Genomic DNA, 15,910 nt, shown 5'->3' with positions numbered 1-15,910 from the left:
AATGGCTTGGGATTTTTCAACTGATCCGGAATTCGAGGTGCAGCTCGAATGGATGCGCGGTTTCGTAAAGGAGGAGATTGAGCCGCTGGACCTCGTTTTCCGCCATCCCGCCGCGCACGTCGATCCAGCTTCGCCAGCGGCGAGGGCCATGGCGCCGCTGAAGCAAGAAGTGAAGAAGCGCGGCCTGTGGGCTTGTCACCTCGGGCCGGAATTGGGCGGCAAGGGCTTTGGCCAGCTAAAGCTCGGCCTGATGAACGAGATCCTCGGCCGCAGCAGATTTGCGCCAACGGTATTCGGCACACAGGCTCCCGATACCGGTAATGCAGAAATCCTGGCGAGGTTCGGCACCGAGGAACAGAAAGCGGAATACCTCCAGCCGTTGCTCGATGGCGAAATCGTCTCCTGCTATTCGATGACAGAGCCGCAGGCGGGGGCGGATCCTGGCCAATTCACTTGCCAGGCGCGTCTCGATGGCGACGAGTGGGTAATCAATGGCGAAAAATGGTTCGCCAGTCATGCCTGCGTCGCCGAATTCCTGATCGTCATGGCGATTACTGATCCGAGCGTGAAGGTCCACGAAGGCTCGACCATGCTGATCGTCCCGAAAGACACGCCGGGGATGGAGATCGTGCGCAATACAGCAGTCGGTCCGAAGGACGAGATCGGCAGCGGGGTGCATGGCTACATCCGCTTCACCGATTGCCGAGTGCCAGAAGCTAGCCGATTGGGACCAGTCGGCGGGGGCTTCAAGGTGGCCCAATCACGCCTGGGCGGTGGACGCATCCACCACGCAATGCGGACCGTCGGAATGCTGAACAAAGCGATGGAATACATGCAGGAGCGCGTGGTCAGCCGAACCACCAAGGGCGAGCTGTTGGCCGACAAGCAGATGGTGCAGGAAAAGATCGCCGACAGCTATACGCAGATCCTCCAGTTCCGCCTGCACGTGCTCTACGCCGCCTGGCTACTTGACCGCGACCAAGCCTATACCAGGCCGGTCCGGCGCGAGATTAGCGCGATCAAGGCGGCTATGCCGGGCGTGCTCAAGGACGTGGTCTACCGCGCGTTGCATCTGCACGGCTCACTGGGGATGTCGAACGAGACACCGCTGATGGACATGTGGCAATATGTTCCTGAAATGGGGATCGTCGACGGACCGACCGAGGTTCACAAAGTGGTCGTGGCGAAGGACCTCTTGCGCGATGCGAAGCCGTCTGATGGCCCCTTCCCCAGCTACCACGTCCCGACTCAATTGGCCATCGCGCGCGAGAAATTCGCCGCCTATCTGGATTGAAGCGAGCGCCTGCCATGAACCAGTCCCAAGCCAGTCTTGCAGACATTGCGAAGCGGCTCGACCAGATCGAGAGCCGTTTCGCGCTGCACGATCTCGTCAGCGAATACTGTCATGGCTTCGACAAGCATGACTGGGATCGTTTTCTTGCGATATGGTGGCCGGAAGCGGTGTGGGACATTGGCCCGCCGTTCGGCAAGTTCGAACGCTACGAAGGAATCGCGCATGTGACACAGAACATCCTGTGGCCCGCCTGGCGTGCAACGAGCCATTTCACCACCAACCTGGTGGTCGCCTTCGATGGTACTGACCGTGCAACCGGTGTCTGCGACGTCGATTGCATCGGCACTACGGCGGACGGTCAGGCGCAAACGATCAGTGCCAGCTACTTTGACCAGTTTGAACGCCGTGACGGCATCTGGAAGATCGCTCACCGCAGTGTGAAGATGTATCACTTCAATCCGCTGCCAGGCGTTACACTTTCACCGCCAGAGTAGGAGTATACATGGCCTATCTCGATACAGAAGACGGTAGTCGCGTCTATTATGAGCATCACCGGGGCGAAAAGCTGCCGGTAATGCTGATCCATGGCTGGGGCATGTCGGGCGAATATTGGGCTTCGGCAATCGAAGCGCTGGCAGGGGCCGGCCACGGCGCGATCGCGATCGACCATCGTGGCTGTGGCCGTTCGGACCGCGACTGCACGGATATGTCGATCGCCGCAATCGCTCGCGATGTTGCGGCAATCGTGGAGTGCTGCGGCGCCACGAAAGTCGTGCTTAACGGCTGGTCGCTGGGCGGCGCAGTGGCGGTCGCCGCGGCCGAGCTGCTTGGTGAAAAGGTGGCCGGCATCGTGCTTACCTGCGGTGCTTCGCCACGGTATACTCAGGCCGAAGGCTTTCCGCACGGAGATATGCCTGGAGACGTGCTTGCAATCGGCGCCGCGATCACAGCCGACCGGGCCGGCTTTTTCCGCGCTCTTGCCGAAGGTGCGGCTGCCCCGGGGACAAGTGAGGCGCTAATCTCTTGGGTTGAGCGAGGCTTCCTGGCATCGGCTCCGCGTGCCAGTGAGACCTTGGCCGATCTTGCCAACCTGGATCAGCGCGAACTTCTCGCTTCCTATAATTTTCCAGTGCTGTCCATTGGAGGCGCAAAGGATACCATTGCCGATCCCGCCATCGCCGCGTTTGCCGCAAGCTGCGCGGGGCAAGGCAAACTGCTTACCATGGATACTGGCCATTCCCCCCACCTTGAGAATGCGCCCGCTTATAACGAGGCGCTGCTTGCTTTTGTCCGGAGGCTGACTTGACGACCATCGTATCTAGCAATGACCTGGCTGATTTGCTGGCTCCGCTCCACACCCCCTTTGCCTGCAAATCGCTTTTAGCTCCCAACCGCTTCTGCATGGCTCCGATGTCGCGCTATTTCGCGCCTAGCGGTGTGTTGACAAGTGAAGGCGCCGAATATTACCGGCTGCGCGCCGCAGCGGGGATCGGCACGATCATCACGGAAGGCACCGGGGTTGCGATCGACCATACCGTTGCGGCCGACTCTGTCCCACTGTTCGTTGGCGAAGAAGCGCTATCCGCCTGGCAAGTGGCGGTTGATGCTGTCCACGCCGCTGGCGGTACATTCGTTCCGCAGCTGTGGCATGTAGGTGGGTGCGAAGATTTCAACTATCCGGATTCACCGCATGCGCCGCTCGTCAGCCCGTCCGGCTTTTGCGGCCCGGACGTGCCCGGTGGCCGCGCCATGAGCGACGAGGACATCGCTGATACCATCGCCGCCTTCGCGCAATCGGCCAGGTCGGCCAAGGAGATTGGCTGCGACGCGATCGAGCTTCACGGTGCGCATGGTTACATCTTCGACCAGTTCTTCTGGGACAAGACCAATCACAGGGACGATCGCTTTGGCGGGCCCGACATTGCCGATCGCGCGACCTTCGCGGCAGAGACCGTTGCGGCTTGCCGCGCTGCGGTGGGCGAAGATTTCGCCATCATCATGCGCGTTTCGCAGTGGAAGACTTATGACTACGATGCGAAACTCGCGCGCGACCCGGAAGAAATGCATCGATGGCTTGAACCATTGGTCAAGGCTGGGGTCGACATCTTTCACGCATCGCAGCGCCGCTTCTGGGAGCCAGAATTCGAAGGCGATCACAAGAACTTGGGCGGCTGGATCAAGGAAGTGACCGGCAAACCGGTCATCACGGTCGGCTCGATCGGGATGGACCGCGACCTGATGCAGGACTTCGTCGAAGGCATTTCCTCGCCCATGCTCAACCGGCTGGAGGAACTCGTCGCCATGTTCGAGCGCGGCGAGTTCGACCTGGTCGCGCTGGGTCGGGTGTTGCTGGCTGATCCTGACTGGCTGCAAAAGGTGGAGCAGGGTCGTCTTGACGAATTGACGCCATACGACCGTGCGACCGCGCTCGTGCAATATGAGCACCACTGATTTCAACATCGACCGGCTGGCAGACTGGCTCTCGCGCACTGTCCCTGACTTCGAGGGACCGCTGACCGTCGAGCGTTTTGCGGGCGGTCAATCGAACCCGACTTATCGCCTGGTTACCACGACGCGCGATTATGTCATGCGCAAGAAGCCGCCGGGCAAGTTGCTCAAGGGCGCGCATGCAGTCCAGCGTGGGGCCCGGATCATGGCAGCGCTACAGGGTACCGGAGTACCGGTGCAACAGATTCACGCCGTATGCGAAGACAATGCAATCGTCGGAACGGGCTTCTTCGTCATGGAACTCGTCAAGGGACGGATCTTCTGGGACGCAACATTCCCCGACGTACCGGATGCGGAACGACCAGCCTACTTCAACGCCATGAACTAAACCATCGCTCGGCTCCATGGCGTTGAATTTGCGGAAGTCGGCCTCTCGGATTTCGGCAAGCAGGGGCAGTACCTAGAACGGTAGATTGCATTATGGACTCGGCAATATCTGGCCGACGAAGCGGCGGGTCGCGATCCGGCGATGGGCGAACTAATTGCTTGGCTGCCCGAGAATATTCCTGCCGGCGAACGCACGACCATCACCCATGGGGATTTCCGTTGCGATAATATGATTTTCCACCCTGCCGAGCCGCGCATCCTGGCCGTGCTCGACTGGGAACTGTCGACCCTTGGTAATCCGCTCGCCGATTTCGCGTATCACGCCATGATGTACCGGATGCCGCCCGAGATTGTCGCGGGGCTCGCTGGGGCAGACCTTGAGGCACTCAACATCCCTGACGAGCGTACCTATCTGGCTGCATATTGCCGACGGACAGGAATCTCTGAAATTCCTCACTGGGAATATTACCTTGCCTTCAATTTTTTTCGGCTCGCGGCAATCTTCCACGGAATCAAGGGTCGCGTCATCCGGGGTAATGCCAGTAGCCCGGAGGCCCGAAAGAGGGTGGCCAATCTTCCGCGCCTAACCGCGCTAGCGCATCAATCAATGTTGGCATGTAAGTAATCAGCAAGGAGATGCTGTCAGTCTGACTTTTCTCTCTCTTCGCAATCAATGTGCCAACTCAGGATCTATCTGGAGCTCAGCTTCTTTTGCTTGGCCGCAGCAAGAACGGGAGCTGGATTGAAGTAGAACGGCTTTATCTCGCAGCACTTGCCATCGCGGAAACGGAATAGCTCGCACAATTCCGCGTCTTCCAGGCCCTCGCCTGCAAATTTCATCCGCAAGATTGCAACAACATAGTCGCCTCCGGTTACCGTCTCGATTCTTTCAAGACCGGCGACACCCAATCTTGCGAACACGTCTCTAGAGAGCTCGCGCAGGGCGTTTCTGCCCTTGTATGTCCCAGCCATTGGAAGCCCTGCCGCTTCCGTAATCACGAGATCATCCGTCAACATGTCGTTAGCGCGTTCCCAATCGCCACTTCGCATCGCACCGTAGAGATCATCGACGAATTGAACCATTTCATCATGGGTCATGAGCATTTCCTCTGCGCGTGGCCGGTCTGGAGTCTCGTTTGAAAGCCAAGTGGATGAATTTTCAGGATCGCGGACAAGCGCTATCTCAACCTGTTGACTTGCCGCTGCCAGCCAAACCTGTCAGCTATTCGGCGACGGGCCGGAATTTCGGCATGGTTATCTCAGCCGACCAACGTTCGAAAACCACTTCGACGGCGATACCGCATTTGACGCTTTCAGCGTCACAGCCAATGACATTGCTCATCATGCGCGGCCCCTCTGCAAGGGTGATGAGGGCGATAACGTAGGGGGCATCGGACGCATAAGCCTCCGATATGGCGCGCGTGACTATCGTATAGGTTTTCACAGTGCCGCGCCCGCTTGCCGCGCGCCATTCAATCTGTTCGGACAAACAGTTCGCGCAGATCACGCGCGGGTAAAATTGATAGGTGCCGCAGGACGTGCAGTATTGGAGCAAAAGCTTGTGATCCTGGCAGCCTTGCCAGAAGGGTGCGGATTCCGGTGTCGGGCGGGGAAGGAATTTGTCTACATGGTCCTCCATCAATGGCGCTCCCTTCCGAGGATCACTGTGGTATGACTTGACATGATGCCTCCCTGGCCATGCACCATCGCGACCTGGGCATCCTTGACCTGACGCGCGCCCGCCGTACCGCGAAGCTGGGTCACAGTTTCGGTGAGCGCAAACATCGACCCAGGATTGCCCGGATGGCAATGGGATAAAAGCCCCCCATGGGTGTTGACCGGCAACCTGCCGCCAAACTCGATATTGCCATTTTCCACAAACGCGCCGCCTTCGCCCTTTTCGCAAAAGCCAAGGTCTTCAAGTTCCACCAGGACCGTGGGGGTGAAACAATCATATAGTTGCGCAAAGTCCATATCGCTCGGTCCCAGCCCGGCCATGGCATAGGCCCGACGGCCCGATTCCACGGCGAAGGACGTGGTCAGGCTTTGGGCCTGGCTGATATGCTCATGGCCATGGCCTTCGCCGACGCCCAGAATATAAACAGGATCATGTGGAAAATCTGCGGCTCTTTCGGCCGAAGTCATGATGATCGCGGATCCACCATCCGAAACCAGCGAACAATCGAGCAGGTGCAAGGGATCGGCGATCATCCGCGAATTGATCACGTCGTCGATGGTGATGGGAGTGCGCATTTCGGCCGTCGGATTGAGGCAGGCATGCTTGCGGCAGGCGACGGCGATGGCGGCGAACTGTTCAGCGGTAGTGCCATATTTCTCCATATGGGCGCGCGCGATGAGGGCGTAGAAGGCAGGAACTGTCGGGCCGAAGGGAATTTCAAACTGGGAATGGCCGGCCGACGACTGCATTTTCATGGCCTGGTCGCGGGTCAGGCCGCTGCGTAAACTGTCCGCCATTGTAATCAGGACGGTGGTGCACATGCCGCTGAAGATCGCGGCGGCGGCATGATGCAGGATCGAAAAGGTGGTGCTGCCGCCGGCACTCACGCCAATGCAATAGCGGGGGAATATCTGCAGATACTCCGCCATTGCCTCTGCGTGATACATATAGGGTTCGGCCATCGAATTGCAGGTGATCAGGCCGTCAATCCTGTCCTTGGTGATTTGCGCATCTGCCATGGCGCGGCGTGCCGCATCGATGCACAAGCCGGTGGGGCTGAACTGGGGCAGCTTACCCACCTCGGTATCCGCGGCCCCGATGATGGCAACTTTTCCGCGCAAACTTTCCAACGTTAATTCCGATCAGGCCTTGTCGAAGGCGACGACGGCTGTGCCAGGAACGATCACCTCGCCAGCTTCATTCTTGATGAAGATTTCAAGTGTGGCAGAACCATTGTCATGATCCACCGAAATCACCCGGCCACCTGACGTGACCGTCTCGCCGATAAAGGCGGCTTTTCGGTTCGAGTATTCAAGATGCGTCATCCGGCCTTCACCATCTAGCCATTCTATGACGCACTGGGTCAGCCAATCGCCGAGCATCGGCCCTGACATCACGATGCCAGGATAGCCTTCTACTTCGGTGGCATAGGTCATATCGAAATGGATGCGATGGGCATTCCAGATCGCGGCGCTATACATGAAATTCTGGACGTTATCGGGACAATAGACCCGGCCTGGCAAGGCGTCGTCCGGCTTCAGGTTCGTTATTTTCGACATAGCAGTTATCTCAAAAGCCGTGTTGTTTTTTCAGTAAGGACAAGTTCGCCAACTGAAGTCTCTACGCGCATGACAACTTCATAAAAAATGATCGGTCCTTGCGAGCCAGTCTTTTCGTAGATGTTGGTCAAGGTGCGGGTGGCAATCAGTTCATCGCCAGCCATGATAGGCCTGAAATAGTCGATGCTCAGTCCGCCAGCCATTGCCTTTTCGAGCGGGAATTTCGGAAGCAATCGATCGATCGAAACGCCGTCGGGGCTAAGCTGGTCAAGTTCCACTATGTCCCAGAACAAGGCAAGATGGAACAAGGGTGGCGCCACGTCGCCATCAAGATATTCCTTTCTCTTCCATCCTGTAGCAATTGAATACTTACGTATTTCACGGCGCGAGGCTATTTCGGTCCGCGGTTCGGACGTCCGACCAATGTAGGAACTCAATTTATCACTCAAAAGACTATTTGCCTTTGGCGAACTCCTTCCCTCTGAAACAGATTGATCTAATTTATTTTGCTTTTCAGTCATTTTGAATTCTTTTCAAGAATTTAATGTTATATTTTCAAAGGCATCAATCAGAGATCCATGATCGCGACCTTGCCTTGCATCGGCGCGCTCATGCCTCGATCCCGAGTTCGCCGATCAGCTCGTCGCGGAGCCGGAACTTCTGGATCTTGGAGGTCGACATCGGCCAGCTATGTACGAAGCGCACGTGGCGCGGAAGCTTGAAGTTTGCGATCTGCCCGCGGCAATGCTCAACCAGCTCTTCCGGGGTCACGTCGCCGCCGGGAACGAGTTCGATGAAAGCGGCCGGCACTTCGACATAGCGCGCATCGGGAATGCCCACGACCTGGGCCAGCTTGACCGTCGGATGCGCCTGCAAAGCGCTTTCGATCTCGGCTGCCGCGACGTTCTCGCCGCCAACCTTGAGCATGTCCTTAGTGCGGCCATGAAACATGATCGTACCATGTTCGTCGAACGAGCCGATATCCCCGGTATGCAGCCAACCATCGCGGATCGACTCCGCGGTCTTTTCAGGCGCGTTGTAGTAACCCATCAGCATGTTGGGGCCGCGCGCGCAGATTTCGCCGCGTTCGCCGGTCGCGCATTCCTTGCCGGTTTCAGGATCGACGATGCGCACTTCCCATTCGTCCAGCGGGACGCCGAGCCGGGTCGTTCGCAATTCGAAACTATCGTCCAGCCGACTGGTACAAATCGTGCCTGCCCCTTCCGTCAGGCCATAGGTACCGACATGGATGATCGACGGCATGGCCTCGACCATGGCATTCTTGATCCATTCGGGCTGGACCGCGAAATTGCTATTCATCAGCCGCATGATCGAAAGCTCGGTCTTCGCGAAGCTTTCATGCGTGATAAGGTCCTGCATGATGGTCACAAAGGCGGGATAAGCCACCGTCGCCCGTTCACGCTCCAGCATCGCAAGCGCCGTCCCGGCATCGAAATAAGGGACCGTGAGATAGGCCCCACCGACATCGATGACCATCATCATCGGCAGGATTCCGGCGATGTGGTAAATGGGCAATGGTGACCACACCCGGTCGCTTGCCGTGACCTGGTAGCGTTTCCCCAGGTTGCGGCTGTTGCCGACCATCGCGCGGTTGCTGATCATGCAGCCTTTGGGGCTGGAGGTCGTGCCCGAGGTATAGAGGATCAGCGCCACATCCTTCGGGTCGACCGCTTCAGTGATGGCATTGACGTCGCTTGCGGCGATGCGTTCACCAAGCGCCATGGCGCGGTTGCGTGCCATCATCGGGGCGGCGCAATTTTCCTCCAGGCAGATGACCTGGCGCAATTCCGGCGCTTCGGGAAGGCTGAGCGCCTCGGGATTGTCAGCCCTCGCGAGCGAAGGTAGCGCCTTTGCCAGACGCTCGCCGAAGTCGACCGCGTCTGCCACCTTGCCGGTTGTTACCAGCATGACCAGTGAGGCGTCCTTGACCAGATATGCCAGTTCTCCCGGCTGGTAGCGGGCATTGACCGGCACCACCACCGCCCCGATCAGCGCACAGCCGAAATAGATCTCGACGAATTCCGGACAGGTCGGCAGCAGGATGCCGACATGCTCGAAGCGTTTCACGCCCAGCCCGGTCAGCGCACGGGCCCAGCGCATCGCCGCGTCATAAAGGCCCGTGTGCGTCAGTCGCCTGTCAGGGAAGACCAGCGCATCGTTTTCGGCATGGATCCGCGCGTTTTCGCGCAGCATCTTGCCGATGGTGTAGATTTCGCCGCTCATCGTGCTGGCCTCTGCGGACCGTTCATCTGACTGCTCTCCCAATCTTTCATGCCCTGTGCCGCAAGTTTCGGAAGCTAGATCTAGCGAAGCAGCGTTGCTGGATCGCCATCCCGTTCCTCGGTCGCCCTGGCGAAGAAGCCGGACTGCGCCGTGCCGAAGAGCCCGCTGCTGACGACTTCAAAATTCTGGTCGGGATAACGCTCCAGCTGCGATGCCATCAGGGACGATCCTTCACTGGTGGTCGCTTGCCAGCGGCTTACTGCTTCTAACGGGTCGGGGACGAACCACGACATCTGGAATATGCTCTGCCCAAGGGCGATGCCTGCCATAGCCTGCCTTGTCCTTCTTCCCGTGGCGCGATCTTACCAGCCGCGCCGGGGAAGTAAACATTCAGGCATGATTGTTTTTTAAAATGCTGCTTGCGCAGACCAAACGGATGACGCTAGCTAAACCGATGGATCGGCCGCGCCCACCCCGCAAGTTCGAGGATCTGGAACTGGGAGAGATCCGGTGATCCTCCTTGCGAACGGTGACGCAGCAGGAAATCGTCGATTTTGCGCGGCAGTATGACCCGCAATGGTTCCACTCCGATCCGGAGGCCGCGCGTACCTCGCATTTCGGCGAGCTCGTCGCCAGCGGCGTACATGTGCTGGCGATCTGGCGGCAGCTCGACCACGAGATCAACAGCGACATCGACTTCGTTTGAGGCATCGGCTTTGACAACTTCCGTCTCAAGACCGCGCTGCGTGCAGGCGACACGGTCTATGCGACATCCCGGGTTATCTCACTGACATATTCCACCAGCGGAAAACCACGCGGAACCGCCATAACCTATTACGAATTGCGCAACCAGAACGAGGAAATCGTTCTGCAATTCAACAGTATAAACCTGGTCTACAGCCGCGCGGCGGATTAACCTGGAAACCATTTGGCGGAGATTTCGGCCGCTTGGCGATGCGCCTCGGCCATTGCCGCATCAACTGCCTCCGGGGGTCCGTAAGTCGGGGCAACCCTGACGCTGTCGACCGTGCTGACGCCGATGAAACCGAGCCAGCTTTCAAGATAGCGTAGCTGGAAATCGAGGCTCTCGATGCCCGGATCCGCACCGAACGGCATGGCGCTTGCGGCGATGACCGCTACCCGCTTGTCCGCCGCCAGGCCTTCGACGTCTCCCGCTCGAGTATTGCGGAACGCCATACCCGGCTGCGTCACAACATCGATGAAATGCTTGAGTTTGTAGGGAATGCCGAAGTTCCACATCGGGGTCGATATCAGCCAGGCGTCATGTGCCAGCACCTCGTCCGTGAAGCGCCTGATCAACGCCCAGTCCGCTGCTACTGCGGGCGCGACATCCTCGCCCATAATGAGGTTATAGCGCCCTTCGATCATGTCGCCGCCGAGCGAGGGTAGCTGCGCTTCCCACAGGTCCAGCCGCGTCACCTCCACCCCGGTCGGCAATGCGGCGAGGAAGCTCTCCGCCACCGCGCGCGACCGCGAGCGATCCGCGCGCGGGCTAGCATCGAAATGCAGCAACCGCATGCGCGTCAGGCCCCTGGATCGAGGCGGCGATCAAGATCGATTGCAATTTCCTCGCCCAGCACTTCGCAGTGCCAGGCCTTGATCGGTTTATCGGTCAGATTGCCGCTCGGGCAGCCGTTGCGGAGGTCGAACCGCACTCCGTGAAGCGGGCAGAAGATGAATACTCTCTTGACCTTGCCCCCGTGCAGCTCCTGGAAAGCATGGCTGCATTGGTTCTCCACCGCGAACACGCCCATCTCGCTTCGCGCCAGAACGATTTTCTCGCCGCCGTGCTCGATCGCCAGCGTTCCTTTCTGGGGCAGATCTCCCAGCCTTGCGACGATCTCCAACGCCATGTCAGCGCGATTTCTCGAAGACCAACAGAACGTTTCCGGGCATGTGGAAGTAGAGCCCATAGCCACTGTTGACGACCAGATAGCCGTTATATGCGGTGGGCCCCGGTCCACTCATCGCACCACCCCGGGTAGTGTCCCCGCTGATCGTCTTTACCGGTTTGGTCGTGTCATAGGACCATAACACCTTGCCGGTCTTGCGATCATAGCCGCGCAACATGCCATCGAGGTGCCCGGCCAGCACAGCGCCCGGAATGGCGGTTGCCGCCGCTGACACGCCGGGATCGCAATAGGGCTTGTCACCGCAATTGTCCTTCGCCTTTTGGCGCCATATGACCTTGCCCGTGGCCGCCTCGATCGCGTGGATGCCTGCTCCGTTGAGCTTGGGATCATAAGTTCGCCCGTCATAGGTATCGACCATGTCGACGATGGGTACGTAGATGCTGGTCCCTTCGCGCGCCATGCCGAAATGAACCCCGCCCTGCGTTCCGCCATGGCCAAGCCGACGGTTCCACACGATCTTGCCGGTGTCCGGATCGACGCCATAGGCAACACCCGATTTCTGGCCGACCACGATGATATCCTTGCCGCCACCAAGCGGCACGACGATCGGCGATGCTGCCAGATCGAGGTCGGGTCCTTTTTCTTTCGGGCAGTTTTCGTTGCCGATCATGCAGCCGACGTTCCAGGCATCGTTTTTGGTGAACTGAACCTGCCACAGCTTGCGACCGGTCCTGGCGTCGACCGCGAATAGTGCATCGCTGTTCTCGTCGGCGGGGGAAGAATAGTTCTCGCCCGAACCGAAATAGAAGCGACCCCGCTTCGCGTCATAGGCCGGGCTGCCCCACACCGGTGCGCCCGAAGGCCCGAGAATTCGGGCACCGGCACTGGTGCGGCCTTGCTCGCGCGGCTCGGCGGGCACCGTGTAAGTCTTCCAAAGCTTCTTGCCGGTCTTGGGATCGAGCGCGAGCACTGCGCCGCGGAAGGAGCAGCAATCGTATTTTGGATCGGCTGCCGAAGTCACTTCCAACGATGAAATCGCTACTGCGAGCACACCCCCGCCAAGTGCAGGTGTGCCGGTGATCGTGGCATTGGGGTGGTCATCGGCCTTGACCTGCCACAATTGCTTGCCGGTCATCGCGTCGATTGCATACACTCGGCCGAGAATATCACCGAAATACAGGCGTTTGTTATCAGCATCCGTAACGATCGCATTGCGCACTTCTGCACTCGCGCGGAAAACCCACTTGGCGCAACCCGTAGCGAGATCGAAGGCGTACACCTTGCCCGTCTGGCTTCCGACGAAGATCGTGTTCCAACCTATTGTCGGCTGCGAACGTGCACGATTTGCGCCGGGATAGGCAAATGCCCATTTGAGCTTGAGCCCCTTGAGGTCGCCAGCACTCAGGCCACCCACGGACGCAGGGACGAAGCGGCCGGTGTCATGGCCCCAGCCTACTGCGGCAGGAGGCGTCCCGGCGAATTTTGCCACATCGCCGGTGCAGGCCGGCGGCGGCGCGGGGGGCTGGTAATCGTCCAGTTCGATACGCGCAAGATACTCGGCAATCTCCTGGCGCTGTGTCGCGGAAAGGTGCGCCGCCTGCTGCTTCATCACTCCGTTGTTCAGCGCATCGAGCACCATGTCCGGCTCGAGCATCTCCAGCCAGACGATGGCCGGCGCCTTCGGAACGGCTCCGCTGTGGCAACCAGCGCAGCTTTCATAGAACAGTGCCTTGCCCGGATGTGTTTCGGGATCGATGGGAGTGCCGCTGCGCGAAACGAACTCGTCCGTTGAACTTACGCGAGTGGCTTCGCCCCCGGCAACAGCATTACTGTCAGCGTCCCCGGTGGGCTGGCAAGCGGCGAGCAATGTCGCAAACGCCAGCCCGACCAGGGCATTCCATCGCATCATTAACTACCGGCTCCGAAGCTGACTCCGAGCTCGATGCCGAAGTAGCGCGGCGGACCGAACTGACTGTTGAGCCACAGGCCGGCAACATTCTGCGATGCCGTGCGATAGCGCTCGTCGGTCAGGTTCTGGCCGACCACGCGGATGTAATAGTCGCCATCCGCCTGCGCCAGAGTAAGCGACGCATTCAAAAGCGTGCGGGCATCGAGGAAGGTGTTGCCGAGCGGATCGTCGATCGCCTGAGTGAACAGGTTGCGGCTCTGGTAGGCAACATTGCCATTGAGCGATACCTCCCAGTCAGAACCAACCGGTAGAGTATAGGTACCGTCGAGGGTCCACTGCCACTTCGGGGCACGGTCGAGCGGCGCCGTCGCAAGATCATATCCGGCATTGGGTGCGTCGTACTCGTCGTACTTGCCATCCTGGTATCCCAGAACGCCGCGCAGAGTCAGGTTGTCAACGGGCTTGGCCGTCAATTCGGCTTCAATGCCCTTCACCGTGGCCGATGCCGCGTTGAAGAACAGCGTCACCTGGTTGGGCGCGCCGTTGACGACGATCGGCACATTGAGCTGCTTCTGGAGATCGGAATATTCGACGTAGAAGCCGGTCAGGTTGGCCCGCAGACGGTTGTCGAGCAGGCCGGCCTTGACCCCTGCTTCGAAGCTCTTCGCCTTTTCCGGATCGGTCGCGCGCGCGTCGCTGGCGAAGAAATCGAGGTCCGCGCCATAAGGCGCAAAGCCGCCGATCTGGTCGTTGAAGCCGCCGCCCTTGTAGCCGGTGGCATGCGTCGCGAAGAAGTACAGGTCGGGGTTCGCTTCATAGCCGAGGCTGATGCGATAGGTCAGCTCGTCGGACTTGTCGTCCACCCGCACCACGCCCGCCGGATAATTGTAGACGCTCGCATCCAGCGGTTCGTCGATCGAGATGCCGAAGTCGAAGCCGCCTTCAAGTGCCGGAATGAAGGTCTGCTGCCGCCCGCGCCAGACCTTGTCGTCCCACGTCTGGCGGACGCCGGTGGTTAGCGTCAGGCCATTCGAAATCTCGAACGTTCCTTCGGCGAACAGGGCCTTCGATTCCGCCTTTTGCGCATTGCAGAGGATGTACGGCGTATCGTTCCAGGCGCCGAACGGAAGCGGCCCCGAAACGAGGTCGAGGAAGCCGAGAATCTGGGACACGCAGAAGTCGGCCTTATCGTTCTGATAGAACCCGCCGGCGACGAAATCGAACGCCCCTCCCAGATCGCTGGCGAAGCGGATTTCCTGCTGGAACGTCTTGCGATCATCGTCGCGGCTGGCGTCGAATACCGAAAGCGGCTGGCCATCGGTGCCGATCGCCGTCACACCGGCATAGGAGTTCGGCAGGCGCGAGATTTGCTTTCGCCACCCGGTGACCGAGGTGAGCGTCCCGACCTCGGTATCGATGTCGATATTGGCATAGAGGCCATCGACATTGATTCGCTGCTTGCGCCCGAGGAAGGCATCGCCGCGCAGCGTGATGCCGGCATTGTCCAGCGGGTCATTGCTGTTGGGATTGGGCACATTGAGGCCGAGGAAATCGGTCAGGAAGCCGACGTTTCCGGTGTAACGATCGTTCTCGTTGACCGAAGGAACGGTACCCGAACGGTCGCGCAGCCATTCGTACTGGAACAGCGCGCTGATGTTATCGCTCGGTTCGAGCAGCAGCTTCGCCCGGGCATTCCATACATCCTTGCCGCCAACGCGGCGCCCGTCGAGGCAGCCCTCTGCACCGTCCCATTTCGACGGAATGCCGGACAGGTTGTTCACTGGGCCATAGCAAGCCCCGTTGCGATAATAGCCGTCGGTCTTCTCGTAGCCGCCGACGAGGCGAATCGCTGCGATGTCGCCAAGCGGGACGTTGACCGCGCTTTTCACCGCCACCGTGCCGAAATCGCCATAGCTGAACTGCCCGTCAACGCCGACGTAGTTCAGTTCCGGCCGCTTGGTCCGCACGGTCACCGCGCCGCCGGTGGAGTTCTTGCCGAACAGCGTGCCTTGCGGGCCGCGCAGCACTTCAACCTGCGCCACATCGAAGGTGTCGAGCAATTGGGTCTGGACCGAAGGCATAACGAAGTCGTCCACCAGCACGACCACCGGCGGCTCATAATACACGATGATGTTGTTCTGGCCCACGCCGCGCATCGCGAAGCTCGCCGCGTTGAAGCCGGTAATCGTTTCAGCCGAGAAGTTAGGGGAAAAGGCCGCTAGTCCACCGATCGTATCCACGCTCGCCTGTTCGATCAGCGTTTCATCGATGGCCGATACGGAGATCGGCGTGCGCTGCAGGTCGGTCTCGCGCCTGGTCGCCGTGACCAGGATCGTGCCGAGCCCCTGTTCATCATCCTCCGCAACAGCGGCTTCAGCCGCTCCTTGTGCAGCCTGTGCATATCCGACCGCCGGCATGATGCCGAGAGACATCGCAGCAAAGGCAACGCCGCATTTAAGCAAGCTCTTGGACATAGATCTCTCCCACCCTCTTATCTTAGGGATAGCGGCTCAGGCC

Annotated in this window: 16 protein-coding genes and 1 pseudogene; 6 read left to right on the top strand and 11 right to left on the bottom strand. The window is 59.4% G+C overall.

Features of this window, described 5'->3' with window-relative positions; genetic code table 11:
- Nucleotide 1 precedes the first annotated feature (1 nt).
- The 5 genes and pseudogenes from ACX2DJ_RS12825 to ACX2DJ_RS12805 all read left to right on the top strand — a co-directional run bounded on the left by ACX2DJ_RS12825 (nucleotide 2) and on the right by ACX2DJ_RS12805 (nucleotide 4,754).
- Nucleotides 2-1,294, top strand: a complete 1,293-nt coding sequence (locus ACX2DJ_RS12825) for an acyl-CoA dehydrogenase family protein (protein WP_462573129.1) — start codon at nucleotides 2-4, stop codon at nucleotides 1,292-1,294.
- 14 nt (nucleotides 1,295-1,308) lie between these two features.
- Nucleotides 1,309-1,788: a nuclear transport factor 2 family protein gene (locus ACX2DJ_RS12820; protein ID WP_462573128.1), complete on the top strand. Its 480-nt coding sequence runs from the start codon at nucleotides 1,309-1,311 to the stop codon at nucleotides 1,786-1,788.
- Nucleotides 1,789-1,796: 8 nt separating this feature from the next.
- Nucleotides 1,797-2,600: an alpha/beta fold hydrolase gene (locus tag ACX2DJ_RS12815; protein ID WP_462573127.1), complete on the top strand. Its 804-nt coding sequence runs from the start codon at nucleotides 1,797-1,799 to the stop codon at nucleotides 2,598-2,600.
- Nucleotides 2,597-3,745, top strand: coding sequence for an NADH:flavin oxidoreductase (locus ACX2DJ_RS12810; protein WP_462573126.1), 1,149 nt, complete (start codon nucleotides 2,597-2,599; stop codon nucleotides 3,743-3,745). Before ACX2DJ_RS12815 ends, ACX2DJ_RS12810 begins: the two co-directional genes overlap by 4 nt.
- Nucleotides 3,732-4,754, top strand: a pseudogene (locus ACX2DJ_RS12805) (phosphotransferase family protein). Before ACX2DJ_RS12810 ends, ACX2DJ_RS12805 begins: the two are co-directional and overlap by 14 nt.
- 65 nt (nucleotides 4,755-4,819) lie before the next feature.
- Here the strand turns inward: ACX2DJ_RS12805 and ACX2DJ_RS12800 are convergent.
- The 7 genes from ACX2DJ_RS12800 to ACX2DJ_RS12770 all read right to left on the bottom strand — a co-directional run bounded on the left by ACX2DJ_RS12800 (nucleotide 4,820) and on the right by ACX2DJ_RS12770 (nucleotide 9,903).
- Nucleotides 4,820-5,227 carry a nuclear transport factor 2 family protein gene (locus tag ACX2DJ_RS12800; RefSeq protein ID WP_462573125.1) on the bottom strand — a complete coding sequence of 136 codons (408 nt, stop codon included), beginning with the start codon at nucleotides 5,225-5,227 and terminating at the stop codon, nucleotides 4,820-4,822.
- Between the two features lie 124 nt (nucleotides 5,228-5,351).
- Nucleotides 5,352-5,768, bottom strand: coding sequence for a Zn-ribbon domain-containing OB-fold protein (locus ACX2DJ_RS12795; RefSeq protein ID WP_462573157.1), 417 nt, complete (start codon nucleotides 5,766-5,768; stop codon nucleotides 5,352-5,354).
- On the bottom strand, nucleotides 5,768-6,694 hold the full coding sequence (locus ACX2DJ_RS12790; RefSeq protein WP_462573124.1) for a thiolase C-terminal domain-containing protein: 927 nt from the start codon (nucleotides 6,692-6,694) through the stop codon (nucleotides 5,768-5,770). The genes ACX2DJ_RS12795 and ACX2DJ_RS12790 overlap by 1 nt, the downstream gene beginning before the upstream one ends.
- A 255-nt stretch (nucleotides 6,695-6,949) precedes the next feature.
- Nucleotides 6,950-7,366 carry a hotdog family protein gene (locus ACX2DJ_RS12785; RefSeq protein ID WP_462573123.1) on the bottom strand — a complete coding sequence of 139 codons (417 nt, stop codon included), beginning with the start codon at nucleotides 7,364-7,366 and terminating at the stop codon, nucleotides 6,950-6,952.
- 5 nt (nucleotides 7,367-7,371) lie between these two features.
- The gene (locus ACX2DJ_RS12780; RefSeq protein ID WP_462573122.1) at nucleotides 7,372-7,887 is read right to left on the bottom strand and encodes an FAS1-like dehydratase domain-containing protein; all 516 of its coding nucleotides are present in this window, start codon (nucleotides 7,885-7,887) and stop codon (nucleotides 7,372-7,374) included.
- 88 nt (nucleotides 7,888-7,975) lie between these two features.
- On the bottom strand, nucleotides 7,976-9,610 hold the full coding sequence (locus ACX2DJ_RS12775) for a class I adenylate-forming enzyme family protein (protein ID WP_462573121.1): 1,635 nt from the start codon (nucleotides 9,608-9,610) through the stop codon (nucleotides 7,976-7,978).
- Between the two features lie 80 nt (nucleotides 9,611-9,690).
- Nucleotides 9,691-9,903, bottom strand: coding sequence for a hypothetical protein (locus tag ACX2DJ_RS12770; protein WP_462573120.1), 213 nt, complete (start codon nucleotides 9,901-9,903; stop codon nucleotides 9,691-9,693).
- A gap of 236 nt (nucleotides 9,904-10,139) precedes the next feature.
- Between ACX2DJ_RS12770 and ACX2DJ_RS12765 the strand changes: the two genes are divergently transcribed.
- Nucleotides 10,140-10,316, top strand: a complete 177-nt coding sequence (locus tag ACX2DJ_RS12765) for a MaoC/PaaZ C-terminal domain-containing protein (protein WP_462573156.1) — start codon at nucleotides 10,140-10,142, stop codon at nucleotides 10,314-10,316.
- Nucleotides 10,317-10,522: 206 nt separating this feature from the next.
- Here the strand turns inward: ACX2DJ_RS12765 and ACX2DJ_RS12760 are convergent, their stop codons facing one another.
- From ACX2DJ_RS12760 to ACX2DJ_RS12745, 4 genes are read right to left on the bottom strand one after another with little or no spacing between them, the layout of a single operon-like run.
- On the bottom strand, nucleotides 10,523-11,149 hold the full coding sequence (locus ACX2DJ_RS12760) for an FMN-dependent NADH-azoreductase (RefSeq protein WP_462573119.1): 627 nt from the start codon (nucleotides 11,147-11,149) through the stop codon (nucleotides 10,523-10,525).
- Between the two features lie 5 nt (nucleotides 11,150-11,154).
- Nucleotides 11,155-11,484, bottom strand: a complete 330-nt coding sequence (locus ACX2DJ_RS12755) for a Rieske (2Fe-2S) protein (RefSeq protein WP_462573118.1) — start codon at nucleotides 11,482-11,484, stop codon at nucleotides 11,155-11,157.
- 1 nt (nucleotide 11,485) lies between these two features.
- On the bottom strand, nucleotides 11,486-13,393 hold the full coding sequence (locus ACX2DJ_RS12750; protein ID WP_462573117.1) for an outer membrane protein assembly factor BamB family protein: 1,908 nt from the start codon (nucleotides 13,391-13,393) through the stop codon (nucleotides 11,486-11,488).
- Nucleotides 13,393-15,867 (bottom strand): TonB-dependent receptor, encoded by a 2,475-nt coding sequence (locus tag ACX2DJ_RS12745; protein ID WP_462573116.1) that lies wholly within the window; start codon nucleotides 15,865-15,867, stop codon nucleotides 13,393-13,395. The genes ACX2DJ_RS12750 and ACX2DJ_RS12745 overlap by 1 nt, the downstream gene beginning before the upstream one ends.
- Nucleotides 15,868-15,910 lie beyond the last annotated feature (43 nt).

Source organism: Altererythrobacter chaiwopuensis (assembly GCF_054957755.1).
The sequence above is the reverse complement of the archived record's forward strand: the minus strand, read 5'-3'. Positions and strand labels throughout refer to the sequence as shown.